The 22,074-nt window shown below is 67.5% G+C and carries 27 protein-coding genes; 15 read left to right on the top strand and 12 right to left on the bottom strand.

Features of this window, described 5'->3' with window-relative positions; genetic code table 11:
* Positions 1–11: 11 nt before the first annotated feature.
* From RS883_RS01810 to RS883_RS01785, 6 genes are read right to left on the bottom strand one after another with little or no spacing between them, the layout of a single operon-like run.
* Positions 12–902, bottom strand: coding sequence for a ParB/RepB/Spo0J family partition protein (locus RS883_RS01810; RefSeq protein ID WP_315762080.1), 891 nt, complete (start codon positions 900–902; stop codon positions 12–14).
* Positions 899–1,678, bottom strand: coding sequence for a ParA family protein (locus tag RS883_RS01805; RefSeq protein WP_315762078.1), 780 nt, complete (start codon positions 1,676–1,678; stop codon positions 899–901). The genes RS883_RS01810 and RS883_RS01805 overlap by 4 nt, the downstream gene beginning before the upstream one ends.
* Complete coding sequence (rsmG, locus tag RS883_RS01800; protein ID WP_315762076.1) at positions 1,675–2,289, bottom strand: 16S rRNA (guanine(527)-N(7))-methyltransferase RsmG; 615 nt, start codon at positions 2,287–2,289, stop codon at positions 1,675–1,677. The genes RS883_RS01805 and rsmG overlap by 4 nt, the downstream gene beginning before the upstream one ends.
* Positions 2,286–4,118, bottom strand: a complete 1,833-nt coding sequence (gene mnmG, locus RS883_RS01795) for a tRNA uridine-5-carboxymethylaminomethyl(34) synthesis enzyme MnmG (protein WP_315762074.1) — start codon at positions 4,116–4,118, stop codon at positions 2,286–2,288. Before mnmG ends, rsmG begins: the two co-directional genes overlap by 4 nt.
* A 56-nt stretch (positions 4,119–4,174) precedes the next feature.
* Positions 4,175–5,452: a tRNA uridine-5-carboxymethylaminomethyl(34) synthesis GTPase MnmE gene (gene mnmE / locus RS883_RS01790; RefSeq protein WP_315762072.1), complete on the bottom strand. Its 1,278-nt coding sequence runs from the start codon at positions 5,450–5,452 to the stop codon at positions 4,175–4,177.
* 2 nt (positions 5,453–5,454) lie between these two features.
* The gene (locus RS883_RS01785) at positions 5,455–5,691 is read right to left on the bottom strand and encodes a DUF6489 family protein (RefSeq protein WP_315762070.1); all 237 of its coding nucleotides are present in this window, start codon (positions 5,689–5,691) and stop codon (positions 5,455–5,457) included.
* 74 nt (positions 5,692–5,765) lie between these two features.
* Between RS883_RS01785 and RS883_RS01780 the strand changes: the two genes are divergently transcribed.
* Complete coding sequence (locus RS883_RS01780; protein WP_315762068.1) at positions 5,766–6,458, top strand: dienelactone hydrolase family protein; 693 nt, start codon at positions 5,766–5,768, stop codon at positions 6,456–6,458.
* 39 nt (positions 6,459–6,497) lie between these two features.
* Here the strand turns inward: RS883_RS01780 and RS883_RS01775 are convergent, their stop codons facing one another.
* From RS883_RS01775 to hemE, 4 genes are all read right to left on the bottom strand, one after another.
* Positions 6,498–7,226, bottom strand: coding sequence for a TerC family protein (locus RS883_RS01775; RefSeq protein WP_315762066.1), 729 nt, complete (start codon positions 7,224–7,226; stop codon positions 6,498–6,500).
* A gap of 184 nt (positions 7,227–7,410) precedes the next feature.
* On the bottom strand, positions 7,411–8,667 hold the full coding sequence (gene rho, locus RS883_RS01770) for a transcription termination factor Rho (protein ID WP_315762064.1): 1,257 nt from the start codon (positions 8,665–8,667) through the stop codon (positions 7,411–7,413).
* 164 nt (positions 8,668–8,831) lie between these two features.
* Positions 8,832–9,284 (bottom strand): CopD family protein, encoded by a 453-nt coding sequence (locus RS883_RS01765; protein WP_315762062.1) that lies wholly within the window; start codon positions 9,282–9,284, stop codon positions 8,832–8,834.
* Positions 9,284–10,327 carry a uroporphyrinogen decarboxylase gene (gene hemE / locus RS883_RS01760; protein WP_315762060.1) on the bottom strand — a complete coding sequence of 348 codons (1,044 nt, stop codon included), beginning with the start codon at positions 10,325–10,327 and terminating at the stop codon, positions 9,284–9,286. The genes RS883_RS01765 and hemE overlap by 1 nt, the downstream gene beginning before the upstream one ends.
* A gap of 299 nt (positions 10,328–10,626) precedes the next feature.
* On the opposite strand from hemE, the gene RS883_RS01755 reads away from it, so the two are divergent.
* The 11 genes from RS883_RS01755 to RS883_RS01705 all read left to right on the top strand — a co-directional run bounded on the left by RS883_RS01755 (position 10,627) and on the right by RS883_RS01705 (position 17,361).
* Positions 10,627–11,439, top strand: a complete 813-nt coding sequence (locus RS883_RS01755) for a pyruvate, water dikinase regulatory protein (RefSeq protein WP_315762058.1) — start codon at positions 10,627–10,629, stop codon at positions 11,437–11,439.
* On the top strand, positions 11,436–12,032 hold the full coding sequence (locus tag RS883_RS01750) for a nucleoside triphosphate pyrophosphatase (protein ID WP_315762056.1): 597 nt from the start codon (positions 11,436–11,438) through the stop codon (positions 12,030–12,032). Before RS883_RS01755 ends, RS883_RS01750 begins: the two co-directional genes overlap by 4 nt.
* On the top strand, positions 12,029–12,835 hold the full coding sequence (locus RS883_RS01745) for a shikimate dehydrogenase (protein ID WP_315762054.1): 807 nt from the start codon (positions 12,029–12,031) through the stop codon (positions 12,833–12,835). The genes RS883_RS01750 and RS883_RS01745 overlap by 4 nt, the downstream gene beginning before the upstream one ends.
* On the top strand, positions 12,832–13,425 hold the full coding sequence (coaE, locus tag RS883_RS01740) for a dephospho-CoA kinase (RefSeq protein ID WP_315762052.1): 594 nt from the start codon (positions 12,832–12,834) through the stop codon (positions 13,423–13,425). Before RS883_RS01745 ends, coaE begins: the two co-directional genes overlap by 4 nt.
* 6 nt (positions 13,426–13,431) lie before the next feature.
* Positions 13,432–14,136, top strand: coding sequence for a DNA polymerase III subunit epsilon (gene dnaQ, locus RS883_RS01735; RefSeq protein ID WP_315762050.1), 705 nt, complete (start codon positions 13,432–13,434; stop codon positions 14,134–14,136).
* 36 nt (positions 14,137–14,172) lie between these two features.
* Positions 14,173–14,772 (top strand): ribosome hibernation-promoting factor, HPF/YfiA family, encoded by a 600-nt coding sequence (gene hpf, locus RS883_RS01730; RefSeq protein WP_315762048.1) that lies wholly within the window; start codon positions 14,173–14,175, stop codon positions 14,770–14,772.
* 1 nt (position 14,773) lies between these two features.
* Positions 14,774–15,241, top strand: coding sequence for a PTS sugar transporter subunit IIA (locus RS883_RS01725; RefSeq protein WP_315762045.1), 468 nt, complete (start codon positions 14,774–14,776; stop codon positions 15,239–15,241).
* Positions 15,231–15,695, top strand: coding sequence for a PaaI family thioesterase (locus RS883_RS01720; RefSeq protein WP_315762044.1), 465 nt, complete (start codon positions 15,231–15,233; stop codon positions 15,693–15,695). The genes RS883_RS01725 and RS883_RS01720 overlap by 11 nt, the downstream gene beginning before the upstream one ends.
* Positions 15,692–16,021: a DUF1491 family protein gene (locus tag RS883_RS01715; RefSeq protein WP_315762042.1), complete on the top strand. Its 330-nt coding sequence runs from the start codon at positions 15,692–15,694 to the stop codon at positions 16,019–16,021. The genes RS883_RS01720 and RS883_RS01715 overlap by 4 nt, the downstream gene beginning before the upstream one ends.
* Before the next feature lie 276 nt (positions 16,022–16,297).
* Complete coding sequence (locus tag RS883_RS01710; protein ID WP_315762040.1) at positions 16,298–16,834, top strand: cell wall hydrolase; 537 nt, start codon at positions 16,298–16,300, stop codon at positions 16,832–16,834.
* Between the two features lie 38 nt (positions 16,835–16,872).
* The gene (locus RS883_RS01705) at positions 16,873–17,361 is read left to right on the top strand and encodes an MmcB family DNA repair protein (RefSeq protein WP_315762038.1); all 489 of its coding nucleotides are present in this window, start codon (positions 16,873–16,875) and stop codon (positions 17,359–17,361) included.
* A gap of 167 nt (positions 17,362–17,528) precedes the next feature.
* On the opposite strand, the gene RS883_RS01700 is transcribed toward RS883_RS01705, so the two are convergent.
* Positions 17,529–18,125 carry an ankyrin repeat domain-containing protein gene (locus tag RS883_RS01700; protein ID WP_315762036.1) on the bottom strand — a complete coding sequence of 199 codons (597 nt, stop codon included), beginning with the start codon at positions 18,123–18,125 and terminating at the stop codon, positions 17,529–17,531.
* A 53-nt stretch (positions 18,126–18,178) separates the two neighbouring features.
* Here RS883_RS01700 and RS883_RS01695 point away from each other — a divergent pair, with 53 nt between their 5' ends.
* Genes RS883_RS01695 through RS883_RS01685 form a run of 3 tightly spaced genes read left to right on the top strand, consistent with a single transcriptional unit; the run spans position 18,179 to position 19,916 of the window.
* On the top strand, positions 18,179–18,790 hold the full coding sequence (locus RS883_RS01695) for an SCO family protein (protein ID WP_315762034.1): 612 nt from the start codon (positions 18,179–18,181) through the stop codon (positions 18,788–18,790).
* Positions 18,778–19,224, top strand: coding sequence for a YcgN family cysteine cluster protein (locus tag RS883_RS01690; protein WP_315762032.1), 447 nt, complete (start codon positions 18,778–18,780; stop codon positions 19,222–19,224). Before RS883_RS01695 ends, RS883_RS01690 begins: the two co-directional genes overlap by 13 nt.
* On the top strand, positions 19,221–19,916 hold the full coding sequence (locus RS883_RS01685) for a SprT family zinc-dependent metalloprotease (protein WP_315762030.1): 696 nt from the start codon (positions 19,221–19,223) through the stop codon (positions 19,914–19,916). The genes RS883_RS01690 and RS883_RS01685 overlap by 4 nt, the downstream gene beginning before the upstream one ends.
* Here RS883_RS01685 and RS883_RS01680 read toward each other — a convergent pair.
* Entirely contained in the window at positions 19,871–22,027 is a 2,157-nt protein-coding gene (locus RS883_RS01680; RefSeq protein WP_409977371.1) for a transglycosylase domain-containing protein, read from the bottom strand. The genes RS883_RS01685 and RS883_RS01680 overlap by 46 nt on opposite strands.
* Positions 22,028–22,074: the final 47 nt, after the last annotated feature.

Genomic DNA, 22,074 nt, shown 5'->3' with positions numbered 1-22,074 from the left:
TGCGGGCGGGGTCAGATGACCTCGCCCGACAGCCGCTGGCACACCATGTCGAGCTGATCGAGCGTCGAGTAGCTGAGCGTCAGTGTGCCGCCCTTCTCCGAATGCGCGATCCGCACATTGAGGCCGAGCACGTCGCCCAATTGCCGCTCCAGCGCCGCGATGTCGGCATCGCCCGTCGGCGCGGCAGGATCGCGCGGCTTACGCTCGGCCCGCGCCGGCGTGGCGCCACGCGCCAGCTTTTCCGTATCGCGGACCGACAGGCCACGCTCGACCACCCGCTCCGCCAGTGTCTCGGGATTGGGCGCGTTGATGATCGCACGCGCATGGCCCATGCTGAGCGTGCCGTCGATCACCAGCTTCTGCACCGTGACCGGAAGGTCCAGCAATCTCAATAGATTGGCGACATGGCTACGTGACTTGCCGACCAGCTTGCCCAGCGCTTCCTGCGTATGGCCGAACTGCTGGATCAGCTTGGAATAGGTGTCGGCCTCTTCGATCGCGTTGAGATCCTGGCGCTGGATGTTCTCGACCAGCGCGATCTCGAGCGTCTCGGCATCGTCCAGGTCGCGGACGATAACGGGCACCTCATGCAGTCTCGCGCGCTGCGCCGCGCGCCAGCGACGCTCACCCGCGACGATCTGATAGTCCTTGCCGTGCGGCCGGGCGACGATCGGCTGAATGATCCCGCGCTGTGCGATCGACTGGGCAAGCTCGTCGAGCGCACCCTCGTCGAAGTGGCGACGCGGCTGCGCAGGATGCGGGGCAAGCGAACTCACCGGCAGCATCCGCACGCTCGATCCGGTCGCGGGACGCCCCTCCTCGCTCGGCTCGGGTCGCGGCGCCGCATCACCCAGCAGCGCGCTGAGACCCCGGCCCAGGCCGCTCGGCCGTGCCTTGCTCATGCCGCCTTCGCCAGCTTCGGCAACCGGCCGATCACCTCGCGGGCGAGCGCGATATAGGCCTGCGATCCCGCACAGCGATGGTCGTAGATCAATGCGGGTACCCCATGGCTCGGTGCCTCCGACAAGCGGACGTTGCGCGGGATGACGGTGTCGAACACCACGCGGCCGAGCACCGCCCGAACGTCGTCCGAGACCTGATCGGTCAGTCGATTACGTCGGTCGTACATCGTCAGCACCACCCCCAGGATCGAGAGGCCGGGATTGAACCGCTCGCGAATGCGCTCGACGGTGGTCAGCAGCTGGCTAAGCCCTTCGAGCGCGAAGAATTCGCATTGCAGCGGGACGAGCAGCGCATGGCTCGCGACCATCGCGTTGATCGTCAACAGGCCGAGCGACGGCGGGCAGTCGATCAGCACGACATCCCATCGACTGCTCCCGCGCTCGATCGCCCGGTCCAGGCGGTGGGTGCGCGCCTCGAACTCGATCAGCTCGATCTCGGCACCGGACAGATCGACGGTCGCAGGCACGATGTCGAGGTTCGGCACGCGCGTCGCCATCGCGGCTTCATCGACATTGAGGTCGCCAAGCAGCAGATCGTAGCTGGACCGCTCACGTTCGTTGCGACCGACGCCGAGCCCGGTCGAGCAATTCCCCTGCGGATCGAGATCGATCAGCAATACGCGTTGGCCCGTCGCGGCCAGTGCGGTGCCGACGTTGATCGCGCTGGTGGTCTTGCCAACGCCGCCCTTCTGATTGGCGACGGTAATGATGATCATCGACGCCTCACATTGCGCGCAACGACGATCTGCGAGTCGTCGGCGGTCAAACTTGGTTCCACGTGGAACACTCCATGCCATGTCTGCTTGGCAGCGACCAGTTCGCTTTCGGCGCTCCGTCCCTTCGGCAGCAGCCAAGTCGTCGAAAGATCGGCGAACCCGCTACCATCGAGGAACAGCAACTCCAGCGATGCCACTGCTCGGGCAGAGACAACGGACGCGGGCAGTCGCTGGCAGCGTGCAGCCGACATGCAAAGCACCTCTGCATCGAGCTTCAGCTCGTCCACGACCCGCTCCAGAAAGTCGGCGCGGCGACGCCGAGGCTCGATCATCACAACGTGCCGTGGCTGGACGATCGCCGCTACGATGCCCGGCAGCCCTGCCCCGCTGCCGATATCGATCCACTCCCCGGCACTCTCGACGGGGGCGAGCGGGACGAGCTGGGCCGAGTCGAGCAGATGACGAACCCAAACTTGGTCGATCGTCGAACGAGCGATGAGGTTCTGCCGCTCACTCTCACCCAGCAACAACGCTGAATAGGCTTCGAGTTGCTCGATGGCTCGGCCGCCGAAACGCACCTCAATCCAGCGGCGAGCGTCTTCGCCGGTCATGCCGCTCGCTTCCGGATGTCGAGCAGGATCGCCGTCAACGCCGCCGGCGTCACCCCGCGCACCCGACCGGCCTCGGCCAGATTAGCGGGACGGGCGGCGCCCAAGCGCTCGATCATTTCGGTCGAGAGCCCCGGAATCCGGGCATAGTCGATGGTCGGTGAAAGCCGGATCGAGGCGTCGCTCATCGCCGCGACCTCGTTCGCCTGACGCTCAAGATAGGGGGCGTAGCGCGCGTCCTCGACCGCTTCGGCGACGATCGATTGATCGGCGTCGAGGCCGTCCATCACCGCATCCGCATCGACCTGAGCAAAGCGCAGCCACTCGGCAAGCGACCGTCGGACGCCGTCCATCGCGACATCCGCGCCGCTGGCACGGAGTTCGTGCGGCGTTCGCTTCTGCCCGAGCCAGCTATCCACCTTCTCGCGCTCGAGGCGACGATGGTTCATCCGCTCCAGCCTGGCCGGCGACAGGCACCCCGCGGCTTCCGCAATCGGACCGAGCCGCGCCTCGGCATTGTTGGCGCGCAAATGCAGCCGATACTCGGCGCGGGCGGTCAGCATGCGATAGGGCTCGGTTACACCCTGCAGCACCAGATCGTCGATCATCACCCCGATATAGCTGTTGCTTCGTTCGAACCGGACCGGCTCGTGCTCGAGCGCACGCGCCGCCGCATTCAGGCCGGCAACGAGCCCCTGCGCCGCAGCCTCTTCATAGCCGGTCGTGCCGTTGACCTGTCCCGACAGGAACAGGCCCGGCACCGTTTCGAGATGAAGCGTCGCGTCGAGCGCGCGAGGATCGATATGGTCATATTCGACCGCGTAACCCGGCGTGACGATGCGCGCGCGTTCGAGCCCCTCGATGCTCGCGATCATCGCAGCTTGAACGTCGGTCGGGAGCGAAGTCGAGATGCCGTTCGGATAGACGAGCGGATCGTCGAGCCCCTCTGGCTCGAGAAAGATCTGATGGCCGTCGCGATCGGCGAAGCGGTGGATCTTGTCTTCGATCGACGGGCAATAGCGCGGCCCCTGCCCGCCGATCGCACCGGAAAAGAGGGGTGAGCGGTCGAGGCCGGCGGCGATGATCGCGTGGGTACGCGTGTTGGTCCGCGTCACGGCACAGGCGAGCTGCGGCAAGGCGCGCCCCTTGGTCAGCGGTGACATCGTCCACGGATCTTCGTCGCTCGGCTGAACCGACAAGCGAGCCCAATCGATCGTTCGCCCATCGAGCCGCGGCGGCGTTCCCGTCTTGAGCCGCGCCATCGGCAGACCGAGCGCGCGAAGCTGTTCCGCCATCCGGGTAGCTGCGCGTTCGCCGATGCGACCACCCGTTTCGCGCTCATCGCCGCGGAAGATGCGCCCACCCAGGAAGGTGCCGCTTGCGATCACGACCGTGCGACCCGCGAGGGTGGTGCCGTCAGCAAGGGTCACTCCAGCGACGTTGCCTTGCCTGTCGAGCGCCAGCGCCTCGACCTCACCCGGAACGATCGTCAGTCCGGCCTGCGATGCCAACGTCGACTGGATCGCTGCCGCATAGCGACGCCGATCCGCCTGGACGCGCGGGCCCTGGACGGCGCTGCCCTTGCTGCGGTTCAGCATCCGGTAGTGAATGGCGGCAGCGTCGGCCGTGCGGGCGATCAGACCGTCACAGGCGTCGACCTCTCGAACGAGATGACCCTTGCCGAGGCCGCCAATCGCCGGATTGCACGACATCGCGCCGATCGTAGCTGGATCGAAGCTGACGAGCGCAACGCGGGCGCCGACGCGTGCGGCAGCGGCTGCTGCTTCGGTACCGGCATGGCCGCCGCCGATCACGATCACGTCGAATTGCATGCGCCCGCCTTACGCGTCGGACGCTAAAGCGTCAAAACGTTCCACGTGGAACAACGCTATTTGCCGATGCAGAACCGTCCGAACAGCGCGTCGAGCATTGCTTCGGTTCCGGCAGTGCCGGTAATTGCGTCGAGTGTGTGCCGCGCCCGCCGGACCTCCTCGGCCTTGACGAGAGGATCAGCAACGCCCTGCGCAGCCGAAATTGCAACTACCGCCCGCGTGAGCAGATCATGCTGACGCTGATTGAGTGCTGTACCATCCATCGGTGGCATCAGGCTTTCTACGCGCGCGTGGATGGCTGCCCACAAAGTTGCTAGTCCCTCACCGGTGACGCCGGACACGCCGACAGCGTCATCAGGGATGCTGCAACCCGGCAGATCGATCTGGGAGACAACTCGAATCGCATCGTCCCGCGGCGCTGCGGCATCGGCCTCAAGCCAAAGCAAGACGTCAGCAGTCTCGATTGCGGCTTCGGCACGGACGATGCCGATCGCTTCGATCTCGTCATCCGTATCCGTCGCCAATCCGGCGGTATCCACCAGCACGAAGGCGACGCCCTCATGCGCCACCGGCACCTCGATGCGATCGCGCGTCGTGCCGGCGATCGGCGAGACAATCGCGGCATCCCGGCCAGCTAACGCGTTGAACAAGGTCGACTTGCCGCGGTTCGGCCGCCCCGCGATGACCACCCGAAATCCGCGATGGAGCGCTTCAACCTTTGGTCGGGCGAGCCACGCGCACGTGTCGCTCTCAAGCACCGCAAGCTCTGCATCGACACTCGACGCATCCCACTCGCCGGCGTCGTCTTCATCGGCGAAGTCCAGCGCGAGTTCGATGCTCGCCGCGATCCCAACCAAACGATCCGTCAGCTCGTCAATGCTGCGCCGCAGCAGACCTTCGCTGGCGAGCATTGCTGCACGATGCTGCGACTGCGTCTGGGCGGCGAGCAGGTCGGCGAACGCTTCCGCCTGATTGAGGTCGATACGTCCGTTGGTCAGTGCGCGCCGGGTGAACTCGCCCGGCTCCGCGCGGCGGACGTCGGCGCACGTCAGCAACGCACCCTCGACCGCCGCGATCACGGCCTGCCCACCATGGACATGGAACTCGACAAGGTCTTCGCCGGTCGCGCTGTCGGGCCCGGGAAAGACGAGGACGATGGCCTGGTCGAGCGTCTCCGCCCCTTGCCGCAGTCGCCTAACCCTGGCCTCTCGCGGCGCGGGCAATGTTCCGGCGATCGATCGCGCGGCGGCAAGCGCTTGCGGGCCGCTCAGCCGGATGACGCCGATCGCTGCCGGCGGTGCCCCGCTCGACAGCGCGACGATCGTGTCGGGCACGGTCAGTCGCGAGGCAGCTTTGCCGACATGTCGAACATCTGGCGCCAGAAGGTCATCCCCGCCTCCCCCATCGGTGCCCAGCTCTTCATCATCGACTCGATCAGTTCGGGGCTGGCGCCCTTCTCCATCGTTTCCTGGATCATCGCGACATAGCGCTCGTGCACGGGCGTGAAGTCGGGCAGGCCCATGGCGCGGCGCGCCTCTTCGGGGGTGCAGTCGACCTCGACATTGATTTTCATGCTGCACTCCGGCCATCGACGAACCCGGCGACGATAGGCGCGTTGTGGCCGCGCACGCAACCAAGGGGACGATGATGATCGAGATCGACACGCTGGACGGCGAAGGCCGCTTCGATGCCTATATCGCCGAGCCGAACGGTCGCGCGCGGGCCGCGATCGTCGTCATTCAGGAGATCTTCGGCGTCAATCGCGGCATCCGCCAGAAGTGCGATCGGCTCGCCGCCGACGGCTATCTGGCGATCGCGCCCGACCTGTTCTGGCGGATCGAGCCGGGGATCGAGCTCGACCCCGACGTGCCGGAGGAGATGCAGCGCGGCCTCGAGCTGATGGGCCAGTTCGACCAAGACCGCGCGATCCGCGATATCGAGGCGACGATCCGCGCAGCACGGGCGCGATTGGGGGACGGCGGCAAGGTCGGGGTGGTCGGCTACTGTCTGGGCGGACGGCTCGCCTATATGACCGCGGCGCGGACCGACAGCGATGCGTCGGTCGGCTATTATGCGGTCGGGATCGACGGACTGCTGGGCGAGAAGCACGGCATTGCGCGGCCGCTGATGCTCCACATCGCCGGCGATGACGGGTTCGTCGACCGGGAAACGCAGGCAAAGATGCACGAGGGGCTGGACGACCATCCGCGCGTCACGCTGCACGACTATCCGGGTGAGGATCACGGCTTTGCGACCGAGGTCGGAAACCGCCGCTCACCAGAGGCCGCGGACCGGGCAGATGCGCGGACCAAGGCCTTCTTCGCCGAGCATCTCGGCTGATGCGAAAAGGGGGAGCGGTCGTCCCGCTCCCCCTTCCAATCAATTGAAGAAGCTGATGATCCCCAGCGTGTCGCCGGTGCCGACCCACCCTTCATAGATCATCTTGAGCGCGACGAAGACGATCACCGCCAGGCCGAAATAGGCGATCCAGCGATAGCGATCGATTAGCCGCGCGATGAAATTGGCGGCAAGGCCCATCAGCGCCACCGACAGCAGCAATCCGATGACGAGGATGCCAGGATGCTCGCGCGCGGCACCGGCGACCGCCAGGACGTTGTCGAGGCTCATCGACACGTCGGCGACCGCAACCGCCCAGGCGGCGCTGGCGAAGCTCTTGGCGGGCTTGAGGCCTGACGCCTCGTCGCCGCTGATCTCGGGCGAACCCTCGCTGTGCTGGCCCTCCCGGATCTCGCGCCAGAATTTCCAGCTGACCCACAGGAGCAGCAGACCGCCGGCGAAGATCAGGCCGACGATCCCCATCAGCCAACTGACCACCAGCGCAAAGGCAATGCGCAGGATCAGCGCCGCGCCGATGCCGATCAGGATGACCTTCTTGCGCTGATCGGCAGGCAGGCCGGCAGCCAGCGCACCCACGACGATCGCATTGTCGCCGGCCAGCACCAGGTCGATCATCAGCACCGATCCGAACGCCGCGAGCGCCGCGGGTTCGGTGATGTTCGAGAAATCGGCCAGGATGTGCTGCCAGATTTCGGCGGGCGAACCGATGCCACCGGTCGCGGCGGCGGCGCTGTAGATCAGGTCGAGCATGCCACGGTCCTAGACGAGGAAACGGCGCGAGCAAGAGGCCCGCGCCGTGGATTGTGTGAACGGTTCAGAACTCGGATGATTTCGGTACCGCCGCGGCGAGGCCGCGTCGTCGGTCGGAGCTTTGCTCCGCCGGCCGGATCGGTGCGTCTCCCGGTGCAAGCATTGCACCGGGGCGCGCTCGATCTCAGGAATTCATCGAGTCGAAGAAGTCCTCGTTGGTCTTCGAATCCTTCATCTTGTCGAGCAGGAACTCCATCGAATCGATGGTGCCCATCTGCATGAGGATGCGGCGAAGCACCCACATCTTCGACAGGATCGGCTTTTCGACGAGCAGCTCTTCCTTGCGGGTGCCCGACTTGCCGACGTCCATCGCCGGGAAGATGCGCTTGTCGGCGACCTTGCGGTCGAGGACGATCTCGGAGTTGCCGGTGCCCTTGAACTCTTCGAAGATCACCTCGTCCATGCGGCTGCCGGTATCGATCAGCGCGGTGGCGATGATCGAGAGCGAGCCGCCCTCCTCGATGTTACGCGCCGCGCCGAAGAAGCGCTTCGGCCGCTGGAGCGCGTTGGCGTCGACGCCGCCCGTCAGCACCTTGCCCGAGCTCGGCACCACGGTGTTGTAGGCGCGGCCGAGACGGGTGATCGAATCGAGCAGGATAACGACATCCTTCTTGTGCTCGACCAAGCGCTTGGCCTTCTCGATCACCATCTCGGCGACCTGAACGTGGCGCTGCGCCGGCTCGTCGAAGGTCGAGCTGACGACCTCGCCCTTCACCGAACGCTGCATGTCGGTGACTTCCTCGGGCCGCTCGTCGATGAGCAGGACGATGAGGAACACCTCAGGGTGGTTGTCGGTGATCGCCTTGGCGATGTTCTGGAGCATCACCGTCTTGCCGACGCGGGGCGGCGCGACGATCAGCGTGCGCTGGCCCTTGCCCTGCGGACTGACGATATCGATGACGCGCGCGGACTTGTCCTTCTGCGTCGGGTCGAACGGGTCGAGCTTGAGCTTCTGCTCGGGATAGAGCGGCGTCAGATTGTCGAAGTTGACGCGGTGGCGGACCGCATCCGGATCGTCGAAATTGACGCTGATGAGGCGGGTAAGTGCGAAATAGCGCTCGCCGTCCTTGGGCCCGCGAACCTCGCCCTCGACGGTGTCGCCGGTGCGCAGGCCAAACTTACGGACCTGGTTGGGCGAGATGTAGATGTCGTCGGGACCGGCGAGGTAATTCGCCTCCGGGCTGCGCAGAAAGCCGAAGCCGTCGGGCAGCACCTCGATCGTGCCGAGGCCCATGATCTGCTCGCCATTCTCGGCCTGGACCTTGAGGATGGCGAACATCAGGTCCTGCTTGCGCATCGTCGACGCGCCTTCGACCCCCAATGCCTCGGCCATCTCGACCAGTTCGGCGGGAGTCTTCTTCTTCAAATCCTTGAGGTGCATTGGGGTCGTCCGGTGCGGGCGTTGGGAGGGTGGCGTCGTGCGGCTCGGCGAGTGCGCCGGCGTCGATGCTGGAGGAAGGACGTGCGAGGGGTCGCCGGAACGGCAACGCTACACGTTCAAAGGAGATAAGCGCGCCCCCGCGTCAAGTCAATCGCGGGCGGCGATCAGAACGGCTTCACTTCGGCGAGCACGACGATCAGCACCGCGGCAAGCGCCGGGACTTCGTTGACGAGGCGAAGCGTACGCGGCGCCAGCGTGGGGCGACCCGCGGCAAGCTTGCGCGCATAGCCGACCGCCCAGCCGTGATAGCCGCTGAGGGCGATGACCAGCAGCAGCTTGGCATGGAGCCAGCCGAGCCCCGGCTGCCCCTCCAGCAAGCCCGCATTGACCGCCAGCGTCAGGCCGAGCACCCACACGATCACCATCGACGGCGTCAGGATCATGCGGCGGAGCAGCGCCTCACGGCGAACCCAGCGCTCGGGCTCACCGGGGATCGCCAGACCCTCCTGATGATGGACGAGATAGCGGGGGAGCATGAACAGCCCCGCCATCCAGAAGATCACGAAGACGACGTGCGCCGCCTTCACCCACAGATAGGCGGCGCCGAGAAAGCCCATCAGCGGACGCCGCGCACGCGCTCGAGCAGCGCCTCGACATGCGCGATCGGCGTGTCGGGCAGGATGCCGTGTCCCAGGTTGAAGACGTGCGGCCGCCCCTCGAACGCCGCCAGGATACGGTCGATCGCCCGCGCCAGCGTGTCGCCGCCGGCGATCAGCGCGAGCGGATCGAGATTGCCCTGAACCGGCATTCCTGTGGGCAGGAACCGCGCGGCCCACTCCGGTGCGATCGTCTCGTCCACCCCCACCGCGTCGACGCCGACCTGTTCGGCATAGTCGGCAAGCTTGGCCCCTGCCCCTTTCGGGAAGCCGATGATGAGAAGGTCGGGGCAGCGCGCGCGAAGCCCGGCGACGATCGCGCGGTTGGGGGCGATCACCCAGCGTTCGAACTGCTCGGGGCTGAGGCTGCCGGCCCAGCTGTCGAACAGCTGCACCGCCTCCGCCCCGGCCTCGTGCTGCTGGGCGAGATAGTCGATCGTCACCGTGACGATGCGGTCGACCAGCCGCGCCATGGCCGCCGGATCGGCATAGGCGAGGCGCCGGGCGGCTTCCTGCGTGCGGCTCCCCTGCCCCGCGATCATGTAGGTCGCGATCGTCCAGGGAGAGCCTGCAAAGCCCAGGAACGTCGTCTCGGCCGGCAGTACCGCGTCGATCGTGCGGACCGCGGCATAGACGGGGTCGAGCGTGTCGGCCGCGCCCGGCGCCAGCGCATCGATCGCGGCGCCATCGGTCAGCGGCGGCGCGAGCCGAGGCCCCTCGCCGGTCTCGAACCACAGCTTCTGGCCCAGCGCCATCGGCACGGTCAGGATGTCGGAGAACAGGATCGCGCCGTCGAAACCGAAGCGGCGGATCGGCTGCATCGTGATCTCGCACGCCGCGGCCGGATCCATCGCCATCGCCAGGAAGCCGCCCTTCTCTGCCCGGAGCGCGCGATACTCCGGGAGGTAGCGGCCCGCCTGTCGCATGAGCCAGATCGGGGGACGCGCCTGTCGCTCGCCCTTGAGCGTCGCGAGCAGGGACCGGTGAGTGTCGGGACGGCGCAAACGGGCTTCCTTCAAACTATAAAGAAGAATCTAGATGGATGTTGAAAGAGGATGGCGCGTGGGTTTCGTGGCTTAGGCCGCGCTGCCGGATATGCCAACAGCTTGACCCCGGCGGCCCCGCAGAACCACTTGGATTCGGAAACCCCGTCCACGTTTTCCACAGGGTGGGGATGGGAACCATATGCCGGGCAGGGAATGTTGGTGGATTGGGGACGAATGGGGTGGTTGTCCACGCCTTGGCGGGGGCGCGAAGTTGCGCTAGCGCCTGCCCCCATGTTGTCCACAGATCGGTCCAGCCGGTGAACCGCCTGCACCTCCACCTCCTGTCGGACTCGACCGGAGAGACGCTGGAGAACATCGCCAAGGCGGCGCTCGCCCAGTATGATGATGTCGAGACGCTGCGGCATTTCTGGCCGATGGTGCGATCCGAGGCGCATCTGGAACGCATCCTTCAGGAGATTGCGCAGAACCCCGGTCTCGTCCTGTTCACCCTGGTCAATGCCGACACGCGCCGGACGCTGGAGGCGCGGTGCCGGGCGATGGGACTGCCCGCAGTTGCGCCGCTCGACGGGGTGAATGCGGCCTTGTCGAGCCTGCTGGGGCAACAGGCCAAGGCGCGGCCGGGGCGCCAGCACATGCTCGACGCGGCCTATTTCGCGCGGGTCGATGCGATCCAGTTCACCATCGCGCACGACGACGGCGTCAATTGGGAGGAGTGGGAGGAGGCCGAGATCGTGCTGGCGGGCGTCAGCCGGTCGTCGAAGACGCCGACCTCCATCTATCTCGCCAATCGGGGCTACAAGGTCGCCAACATCCCGATCGTCGTCGAGAGCCCGCCACCCGACAAGCTGTTCCACCTCAAGAACCCGATGGTCGTCGGCCTGACCACCAGTGCCGACCGGCTGATCCAGGTGCGGCGCAATCGCCTGCTCAGCCTCAACCAGGCGCCCGAAACGCCGTATGTCGACCAGGAAGCCGTGTCGCGCGAGGTCGCGTTCGCGCGGCGGATGTTCGCCGACAATGGCTGGCCGGTGATCGACGTCACCCGCCGCTCGATCGAGGAGACGGCGGCGGCGGTCATCACCCTCTATCAGCAGCATCGTGGCAAATGAGGCTGACGCTCGCTTCCCAGAGTGCCAGCCGGCGCGCGATGCTGACCGATGCGGGCGTCCCGTTCGAAGCGGTCGCGGCCCTGGTCGACGAGGACGCCGCCAAGGCGAGCTTCGCGGCGCAGGCGATGAGCCCGCGAGATACCGCGGATGCGCTGGCCGAGCTCAAGGCGACCAAGGTGGGGACGCTCGGTGTGCCGGGGCTGGTGCTGGGCTGCGATTCCATCGTCGCGCTGGCCGACGGGCGATTGCTCGACAAGCCGGTCAGCCGCGACGATGCCGCCGAGCATCTGTCGGCGATGTCGGGCAGCGTCCACGAACTCTGGAGCGCGGCGGTGATCGTCGAGGGGCGGCAGCCAGTGTGGCGCCATGTCGAGCGCGCGCGGATGCATGTCCGCCCGCTCTCGCCCGCGTTCATCGACGCCTATCTCGACGCCGAGTGGCCGGCGATTTCGGGTTGCGTCGGCTGCTACCGGATCGAGGGACCGGGCGTGCAGCTGTTCAGCCGCGTGGAGGGGAGCCATTTCACCGTGCTCGGCCTGCCGCTGTTGCCGCTGCTGGGCTATCTGCGGACCCGCGGGGTGATGGCGTCATGATGCGCGCGGAAGTGATCGGCGATCCGATCGAGCACTCCAAGTCGCCGATGATCCACGGCTTCTGGCTGGACGCGCTCGGCATCGAGGGCGAATATGGCCGTACCCAGGTGCCGGCCGATGGTCTCGGCGCCTTCTTCGCGGAGCGGGCGCAAGATCCAGACTGGCGCGGGTGCAACGTGACGATCCCGCACAAGGAAGCCGCGCTCGACCATGTACCCGATCCGGGCGATGTTCGCGCGTCGATCGGCGCGATCAACACCGTGTTTCGGGATGACGACGGCAAGCTGGTCGGCACCAACACCGATGCGGCGGGCTTCTATGCACCGCTGGCCGACACCGACCTGGCCGGCGGCCATGCGGTGGTGATCGGCGCGGGGGGCGCCGCTCGCGCAATCCTGTTCGCGCTTTCCCGCATCGGCATCGGATCGGTGACGCTGATGGCGCGCAATCCGCTGAAAGGCGCAGGACTGCTCGCGCAGTTCGGGCTGAAGGGCGACGTCGTCGACTTCGCCGCGCCGCTGCCGCCCGCCGATCTCGTCGTCAATGCCAGCCCGCTCGGCATGATCGGACAGCCGCCGCTTCGTCTCGACCTCGACCCCCTGCCCCTCCACGCGGTCGTGTACGACATCGTTTATGCACCGCTCGAGACCGAGCTGCTCGCCGCCGCCCGCGCGCGCGACCTGGCGACGATCGACGGGCTGGAGATGCTGATCGGCCAGGCGGCGGCGGCGTTCGAGCTGTGCTTCGGCGCCGCGCCGCCGCGTGATCGCGATGCCGAGCTGCGGCAGCGCCTGACCGCATGATGAAACTGGGCCTGACCGGCTCGATCGGCATGGGCAAGTCGACCGTCGCGGCGATGTTTCGTGACGCCTGCGTTCCCGTCTTCGATGCCGATGCCGAGGTGCACAAGCTGCAAGGTCCGGGCGGCGCGCTGCTCCCCGCGATCGAGGCGGCGTTCCCCGGCACCACCGGGCCCGCCGGCATCGACCGGACTGCGCTCGGCGCCGCGGTTTTCGGCGACGATGCCGCGCTCGCCCGGCTGGAGGCGATCGTCCACCCGGCCGTCGCTGCGGCTCGTGAGGCGTTTCTGGCCGAGCATGAAGACGCGCCGCTGATCGTGCTCGACATTCCCCTCCTGTTCGAAAAGGCGGGCTGGCGCGACGTCGACCGGATCGTCGTCGTCTCCGCCCCACCCGAGGTCCAGCGCGCCCGCGTCCTCGCCCGCCCCGGCATGACCGAGGCGAGGTTCGAGGCGATCCTCGCGCGCCAGACGCCGGACGCCGAAAAGCGCGCGCGCGCCGACCATGTCGTCCCGACCGGTGGCTCGATCGAGGCGACCCGCGCCGCGGTTCAGGCCCTCATCGCTTGCCTCGCTTCGTCGCAGGGTCGATAAGGGAGCATGCGTGAAATCGTCTTTGACACCGAAACGACGGGCCTGAGCTTCCCCGGCGGCGACCGCCTCGTCGAGATCGGCTGCGTCGAGATGGTCAACCGTGTCGAGACCGGGCGCGTGTTCCACGTCTATCTCAATCCCGACCGCGCGATGCCGGCCGAGGCGCAGGCGGTCCACGGGCTGTCGGACGCCTTCCTTGCCGACAAGAAGCGCTTCCACGACCATTGCGAGGAGCTGCTCGATTTCATCGGTGACGCGCCGATGGTCGCGCACAATGCGGGCTTCGACTTCGCCTTCATCAATGGCGAGCTTGGGCGTTGCGGCAAGCCGCTCGTCTGCACGACGCGGATGGTCGACACGCTGGCGATCGCGCGCCAGCGGCTGCCCGGCGCCAAGCATACCCTCGATGCGCTCTGCTCGCGCTTCGGCGTCGATCGCAGCCGGCGCGTGCTGCACGGCGCGCTGCTCGACGCGCAGCTTTTGGCGCAGGTCTATGTCGAGCTGACCGGCGGGCGGCAGATCGGGCTGGGCCTGGTCGCCGAGACCATCGTCGATGCGGCCGCCATACCGATCACCGTCGTTTCGCGGCCACCGGCACGGCCGCCCCGCGTTTTCTCGGCAAGCCCCGCGGAACTCGAACGCCACGCAACCTTTGTTGCTGGCCTCAAGGACCCGCTCTGGGGACCGGCCGATCCCGTCGCCGCGAGCTGATCGGCTCGACGGCGCCCAACAAGAAGGAGAAAGAAGATGGAAGTCCGTGTTTCGGGACATCAGGTGGAAACCGGTGATGCGCTCAAGAGCCACGTGACCGACCGTCTTCAGGCGATCGCCGAGAAATATTTCTCGCGCGCGATCTCGGCCCAGGTGGTGTTCGGCAAGGGGCCGCACGACCATGGCTTCACCTGCGACATCGTCGCGCACGTGATGCAGGGCCTGATCCTGAAGAGCTCGAACACCGGCCAGGACGCGCATGGCGCGTATGATGGCGCCGCCGACAAGATCGAGAAGCAGCTGCGCCGCTACATGCGCCGCCTGAAGGACCGCAATGCGGGCCAGGTGATCGCCGCGGCGGAATCGCTCGGCTACGACAATACCGGCTATGACGCGGGCTATACCGTGTTCGGCGATGGCGGCGATCAGGAAGAGGAAGTGGCCGACGCCCCCCTCGTCATCGCCGAGACGCGGGTCGACGTGCCCTCGGCGAGCGTCAGCGATGCGGTGATGATGCTCGACCTGCGCAACACCAACGCGTTGCTGTTCAAGAACACGGGCACCGACGCCTACAACATGGTCTATCGCCGCCATGACGGGACGATCGGCTGGGTCGAGCCGAACCGCGCAGGCTGAAGTGACCGACCTTAGCGACCTGATCGCGCCCGATGCCGTGCTGGTCGACCTGGCCGCCGGCAACAAGAAGACGCTGTTCCAGCAACTCGCAAACGCCGCGGGCGAGGTCATCGACCTCGACCCGCGGGTCGTGGGTGAGCGGCTGACCGCGCGCGAGAAGCTGGGCACCACGGGGTTCGGCGGCGGCATCGCGATCCCGCATGCGCGGATCGAGGGGTTGGGCGAGGTGCGCGGCCTGTTCGCGCGGCTGGCCACGCCCGTCGATTTCCAGGCGGTCGATGGCCTGCCCGTCGATCTCGTCATGCTGCTGCTCTCCCCTGCGGACGCGGGCGGCGAGCATCTGAAGGCGCTGGCGCGGGTGTCGCGGCGGCTGCGCGATGCGGCGTTTGCCGAGAAGCTGCGCGGCGCCGGATCGCGCGATGCCATCTATGCCTTGCTGACCGGTGTCGAGGCGCGCGATGCCGCCTGAAGGCGCGGGCGGCGGTGAGGCGTCGCATTTCCGTGCGCTCGAATCGCTCTATGCCGCCGCGCCGATCAACCAGCTGTTCGAATCGAAGCTGGAGATCACCGACCCCGGCGTCGCCCGCATCCGCTTCACCATCGACCATCGTTATTTCCATGCGGGCGGCGCGGCGCACGGGACGAGCTATTTCAAGCTGCTCGACGATGCCGCCTTCTATGCGGTCAACAGCCTCGTCACCGACCGCTTCGTGCTGACCACGCAGTTCAACCTCCTGTTCACCCGCCCGCTCGGCGAGGGAGACGTGGTGGCGGAGGGACGCTGGATCAGCGGTCGTCGGCGCGTGTTCGTCGCCGATGCGCGCCTGATCGATGCCGAGGGTGAGGAGGCGGCGCGCGGCACCGGCACCTTCATGCGCAGCCGCATCGCGCTCGCCTCGCTTCCCGGTTACGCCAGGCCGTGACCCGGCTGACCAGCGCGGTGCGCGTGTCGGCCCTGGTCCGGCGCGTGCACCTGGCGGGGGGTAGCGCGATGGTGCTGGCAAAGGGCGATCCGACCGCCGGCGCGATCCTGATCCTGCTGCTCGACCGCGGTGAACACCCGCGGTTTTGCGAACGCGGCCTGATCGACTCGGGCAAGCTGATCGAGTCGGGTCCGAGCCACGCCGACGCGATCGAGGCGGCCGACTATTGGCAACGCCGCCGCGCGCGCGACCCGGATCTGTGGGTCGTGGAGGTCGACGTCGCAGAGGGCGAGCGCTTCGCCGACGAAACGATCGGCTCGGGTTGACATTGCCGCACTGCACAAGGATAGGCGCGAACCTGTTTTGAGCGCGTTGTGCCGGCGGGGTGCGATCCCGGTGGTGACGCAGTCGGGGGGAAGCCCGGTACGAGACGACGGCACCGATTGGTGCCGAACCGCCCGTGCCGCGCACCAACCGCATATGACCGATCCGAAATGATCTCTTGGGCACGCGCCGCCATGATTGCGGCGGTGACATTCTGCGCGGGCGTCTCCGTCTGCGCATCCACGCCGGGCTTTGCGCTCGGCGTTGCGGGGCAGGTAATGAACGCCCCCTATCCCACTCAGGTTCCGACGCCCCCGTCGCCGATCGTGCCCGCGGAATGGACGCGCGAGGAACCCGCCGAAGCCAGCGCCGCCACGACGACGGCCGCCGCCCAGACCGATTTCGACACGCTTCGCGATGCCGTCGCCGCCCAGGCGATGCCCGAGGCGATGGACCGCGAGCTTCGCTGTCTCGCCACCGGCATCTATTACGAGGCGAAGGGCGAGCCGCTCCACGGCCAGCTCGCGGTTGCCGAAGTCATCCTCAACCGTACCCGGTCTGGTCGCTTCCCCACCGACGTCTGCAAGGTGCTGACCCAGCGCGGCCAGTTCAGCTTCGTGCGCGGCGGGCGCCTGCCGGGCGTCGAGCCCTCGCGCACCGCATGGCGCACCGCCGTTGCCGTCGCGCAGGTCGCCAAGCGCGAGCTGTGGGAAAGCAAGGCGGGCAACGCGCTGTTCTTCCACGCGCGCCATGTGTCGCCCAGCTGGAACCGCGCCAAGGTGGCGATGCTCGGCAATCACATCTTCTATCGTTGAGCCTTTTCAGCGTTCCTGACTTGTTCTAAAGTCGGGTAATGGCGACGTTACCCGACCTGCCGCTTTCGCCGATGATCGCCGCCGATGTCGCGCGCGGCGTTTGCCGCCTGCTCGTGCGGCACGACGTGATGGCGATCGCGGAGATGCCGCTCGAGGGCGGACGCCGCGCCGACCTGATGGGATTGGATGCCGCGGGTCGGCTGGTCATCGTCGAGATCAAGGTATCGCGCGCCGACCTGCTCGGCGACAACAAATGGACCGATTATCTCGGCCATTGCGACCGCTTCTATTGGGCGGTGCCAGAGGGGTTCGATACGCGGCCGCTCGACGGACCGGCGTTCCTGCCCGAGCGGACGGGGGTGATCGTCGCCGACCGCTATGACGCCGCGGTGCTGCGCGAGCCCGCCACCCATCCCCTTCCCGCGCCCACCCGCAAGCGGTGTACGCTGGCGCTGGCGCGGCGCGCCGCACGGCGAACGATGGCGGCGATCGATCCGGACGGGGTTGCGGCCGAAACGGGGTTCTAAGGTTCCGGTTTTGCGGGCAGCGCGGTGCTCCCGACACGTCCTTCGACAGGCTCAGGACGAACGGTGTGTGGGGGCTCGATCGACACCGCAGCTATCGAGGTAAGTAACCCTTCCCCGTTCGTGCTGAGCTTGTCGAAGCACGTGTGGCGGGCAGTCCCGCCCCGCTCTTACTTCAGCACCGGCCCCGTCGAGCGGCGCGCCGCCTTTTTCGGCGCGTCCGCCAGCAGCTTGGTGATCGCCGGCGAACGGGTGTCGCGCTTGGCATAGTCGCGTGCGGACATGCCGGCGGCGATGTCGGTCTTGTCGGGGTCGGCGCCCGCGGCGAGGAGCTGGCGGGCCAGCTCGAACTTGCGCATCTGCACCGCGCGGATCAGCGGGGTTTCGCCGCTGGAGTTCGCGGCATCGACGTTCGCCTTGTAGCGCGTCAGGATCTCGACACCCTCGTCGAAGCCGTTGCCGACCGCGATCAGCAGCGGAGTTTCACCGCGGCTGTCGCCGATATCGGGATTGGCGCCCTTCTGAAGGAGGAAGCGCAGATAGGTGGCATCGCCGCGCCGGGTGACGATGTGGAGCGCGCCTTCGCCCGACACGCGGTCGCGCGTGTTGATGATCGTCTGGCCGGGCGCGCCCAGGATCTCGTTGACCTTGGTCCCGTCGGCCTTTCGCACCGCTTCCAGGAATTTGTAGCTGTCGGAGAATTGCTGGGCTGAGACGGGCGCGGCGATGGCGGTCAGCATCAGGGCGGCGAGGACGAACTTCTTCACGGGCAAACGTTCCTGTCGGGGGCGGTGGCTTGCGGATTACCGGCTAACAGATCATGGCTGGCGATGCCATGAACGATCGTCGTTTTCGCCGCTGGCTGGCGCCGCTGAGCCTCCTGGCCGCCCTCGCCGCCTGCAATGCCGCCCCTGCCGAAGCGCCGCCGCTGGAGGGCGCGCGGATTGGCGGGCCGTTCACGCTCACCGACCAGAACGGCCGCCCGTTCGGCGACAGCCAACTCGCCGGCAAGTGGCGGATCATGTATTTCGGCTACACCTTCTGTCCCGACGTCTGCCCCGTCGATATGGCCAACATCACCGCGGGGCTGAAGGCATTCGAAGCGAGCGACCCGGCGCGGGCGGCCAAGGTCGTGCCGGTGTTCGTCACCGTCGATCCGGAGCGGGACACGCCTGCCGCGCTCAAGCAGTTCGTCTCCAACTTCCACCCGCGCACCGTCGCGCTGACCGGCTCGCCCGAGGCGATCGCCGCGGTGGGCAAGGCATTCGCCATCTTTGCCGCGCGCAAGGAGGGGGTGACGCCGGGCGCGTACCTGATGGACCATAGCCGCCAGACCTATCTGATCGACGGCGCGGGCAAGCCGATCGCGCTCGTCCCCGCCGACGAGAGCGGAGAGAAGGTGGCGGAGACGCTGACCAAATGGGTGTCGTGACCGGCCGCTTCTGGGAGGATACGCCGCTCGACAAGCTCGACCGCTCTCAGTGGGAGGCGCTGTGCGACGGCTGCGGCAAGTGCTGCCTGCACAAGCTGGAGGACGAGGATACGGGCGAACTGGCTGCGACCAACGTGTCGTGCCGGCTGCTCGACCGCGAGACCGCACAGTGCAGCGACTATCGCAACCGCCGCGCCTATGTGCCCGATTGCGTGCGGCTGACGGCGCGGGCGGTGCTGAACGGCATCGCGTGGTTGCCGTCGACCTGTGCGTATCGACTGCGCGGCGAGGGGCTGCCATTGCCCGAATGGCATCACCTCGTCTGCGGCGACCCCGAGGCGGTGCACCGTGCCGGCGAGTCGGTGCGCGGCTGGACGGTCAGTGAGGACGATGCCGGCGATTTCGAGCATCACCTGATCGATCGCGAGTTGTGATCCCCGATATCGAGGTCGTCAGACACCCGCGCGCACGCCGCATGCGGCTGTCGGTCGATCCTGCAAGCGGCGCCGTGCGCCTGACCTTGCCCCCGCGCGCATCCAAGCGCGACGGCTTGGCCTGGGCGGCGGAGAAGGTCGCGTGGATCGAGGCGCAGCGAGCGCGATTGCCGCGCGCGGTGCCGTTCGTGCCGGGAGCGGTGATCCCGTTCGGTGATGAGGCGCTGACGCTCGACTGGCGGCAAGGGGCGGCACGGACGCCGTCACGCGACGGTGACCGACTTGTCGTGGGCGGTCCGCTTGAGGGTTTCCCAGGGCGCACCGAGCGTTGGCTGAAGCGCGAGGCGCTCGCACTGCTCACCGCGGAGACGATGGCGATCGCCGCTCGCGCAGGGGTGGCGGTCGAACGCGTCGGGATCGGCGATCCGCGGGCGCGCTGGGGGAGCTGCTCGTCGGACGGGACGATCCGGTATAGCTGGCGGTTGATCCTCGCGCCCGCCCATGTCCGCCGCTTCGTCGTCGCGCACGAGGTCGCGCATCGCCGCCACATGAATCACGGCGCGGCGTTCCATGCGCTGGAGGCCGAGCTGCTCGGCACCGACCCCCGACCGGCGATGGCATGGCTGCGCCGTCACGGCGCGGGCCTTCACTGGTTGGGGAAGTCGTCGTCCGGATCGGCCGGCGGCGGATAGCGGCGCGGATCGCCCTGCACGACGGGCGGCGGGCGGCGATACTCACGCGGCGGCGGCGCACGGCGGTCGCCCGGCTCTCGTCCCAGCGCCCGCTCGATCCATTCGCGGTCCAGCCGCTCGCCATTCTGCGCCTCGGGCGGCGCGGGCTCGTCGCCTTCCTCGCCCGGGATTACATAGTCGCCCTGCCCCGGCGGTGCCGGCTGACTCAGTGGATTGCCGTCGGGATCGACGAAGACGCCATTGTCGGGTTGGCCGTAATAGCTCTCCTCGTCAGGTTCGACCTGCCATTCGGGAAGCGTCACCTGCGTCTCGAACTGCTCGACGGGCCGCTTGGCGACGGCGGTCTTCATGAACTCGGCGAACGCCTGTGCCGGCGCACGGCCGCCCTGGAGGCCGGCGACGGGCTTGGCATCGTCGCGGCCCATCCACACCGCGGTGGTGATGCCGCTGGAGAAGCCGAAGAAATAGCCGTCCTTGTTCGACGTGGTCGTGCCCGTCTTGCCCGCGACGGGCCGACCGATCTGCGCCGCGCGGCCGCTGCCGATGGCGACGGCGGACTGGAGCAGGTCGGTCATCTGTGCGGCCACGAACGGTGCGACCAGGACACGCGAGGTATCGACCTCGTGATTGTAGATCACCTGGCCGTTTGTCGTGACGCGGGTGATGCCATAGGGGGTGACGGCCACGCCCTTGTTGGCGACGCTGGCCATCGCGCGCGCCATGTCGATCACGCGCACTTCGCTGCTGCCCAGCACCATCGCCGGCCGGGTGTTGACCGGCGTCGTGATGCCGAAGCGGCGCGCCATGTCGGCGACCGCGCCGAAGCCGACCTGCTGACCGAGCTTCGCCGCGACGGTGTTGATCGAATAAGAAAACGCCGAGCGCAGATCCATCGCGCCCGAGAAGCGGCCGGAATTGTTGCGCGGGCTCCAGCCGTTGATCGTCACCGGCTCGTCGACCACCTGGTCGTCGGGCTTGGCGCCCGCCTCCAGCGCGGCGAGATAGACGAACAGCTTGAACGCGGACCCCGGCTGACGCGCCGCCTGCGTTGCGCGATTGTAGTTCGAGCTGACATAATCCTTGCCGCCGACCATCGAGCGCACCGCGCCGTCGCGGTCGAGCGCCACCAGTGCGCCCTGCGCGCCGCCGGGCGCATGCGCGCGGATCGCGCGGTCGCCCGCCGCCTGCATCGACAGGTCGAGCGTCGTCCACACGTCGAGCGGCGCCTGCGTCTCGTCGATCAGCATCTCGAGCTGGGGGAGCGCCCAGTCGGTGAAGTAGCGGACGCTGTTCTGCTTGGGCTCGGGCGCGAGCTTGACCTGCGTCCGCTCGGCGCTGGCGGCTTCCGACGCACTGATCGCACCCGTCTCGACCATCAGGTCGAGAACGACGCCGGCGCGGTCGACCGCGGCCTCGGCGTCGGCGGTGGGCGAATAGCGGCTCGGCGCCTTGACCAGCCCGGCGACGACCGCCGCCTCGGACAGCGTCAGGTTGGAGGCGGGATGCTGGAAGAAGCGGCGAGAGGCGGCGTCGATGCCGTAGGCGCCGCCGCCGAAATAGACCTTGTTGAGGTAGAGCTCGAGGATCTGGTCCTTCGAGAATTTGCGCTCCATCGCGAGCGCCAGGATGATCTCGCGCAGCTTGCGCCCGAAATCATATTTGTTCGACAGGAAGACGGTGCGCGCGACCTGCTGCGTAATGGTCGACGCGCCCTGGAGCCGGCGCCCGGTGCCGCGCCGCTCGAACGCGTATTTGATCGAGCGGCCGATGCCGATCGGATCGACGCCCCAGTGCGAGCGGAAGCGGCGATCCTCGACCGACACCATCGCCTGGCGCATCACCAGCGGAATGTTCCGATAGGGAATCCACTCGCCATAGCTCGGCCCGAGCGACACGATCACCGTGCCGTCGGCGGCATGGACACGGATCATCTGGCCGTTGGGCGAGGACTTGAGCTGGTCGAAACTGGGAAGCGAGGCGCGCGCGGTATAGACCGCGATGACGAGCGCGAGCAGGCCGACCATGGCCGCGACCGCGCCGGAAATCGCCGTCCATTTGAGGATACGGCGCCAGCGCGGGACGGCGGGCTTGCGTGGCTTGGACGGGGGCATCGCCTGACGCGATTAGGCGGGCTGGTTCGGGTTCACAAGCGCCGCCT

This window comes from Sphingomonas sp. Y38-1Y, from assembly GCF_032391395.1.
Classification (GTDB): domain Bacteria; phylum Pseudomonadota; class Alphaproteobacteria; order Sphingomonadales; family Sphingomonadaceae; genus Sphingomonas.
The sequence above is the reverse complement of the archived record's forward strand: the minus strand, read 5'-3'. Positions and strand labels throughout refer to the sequence as shown.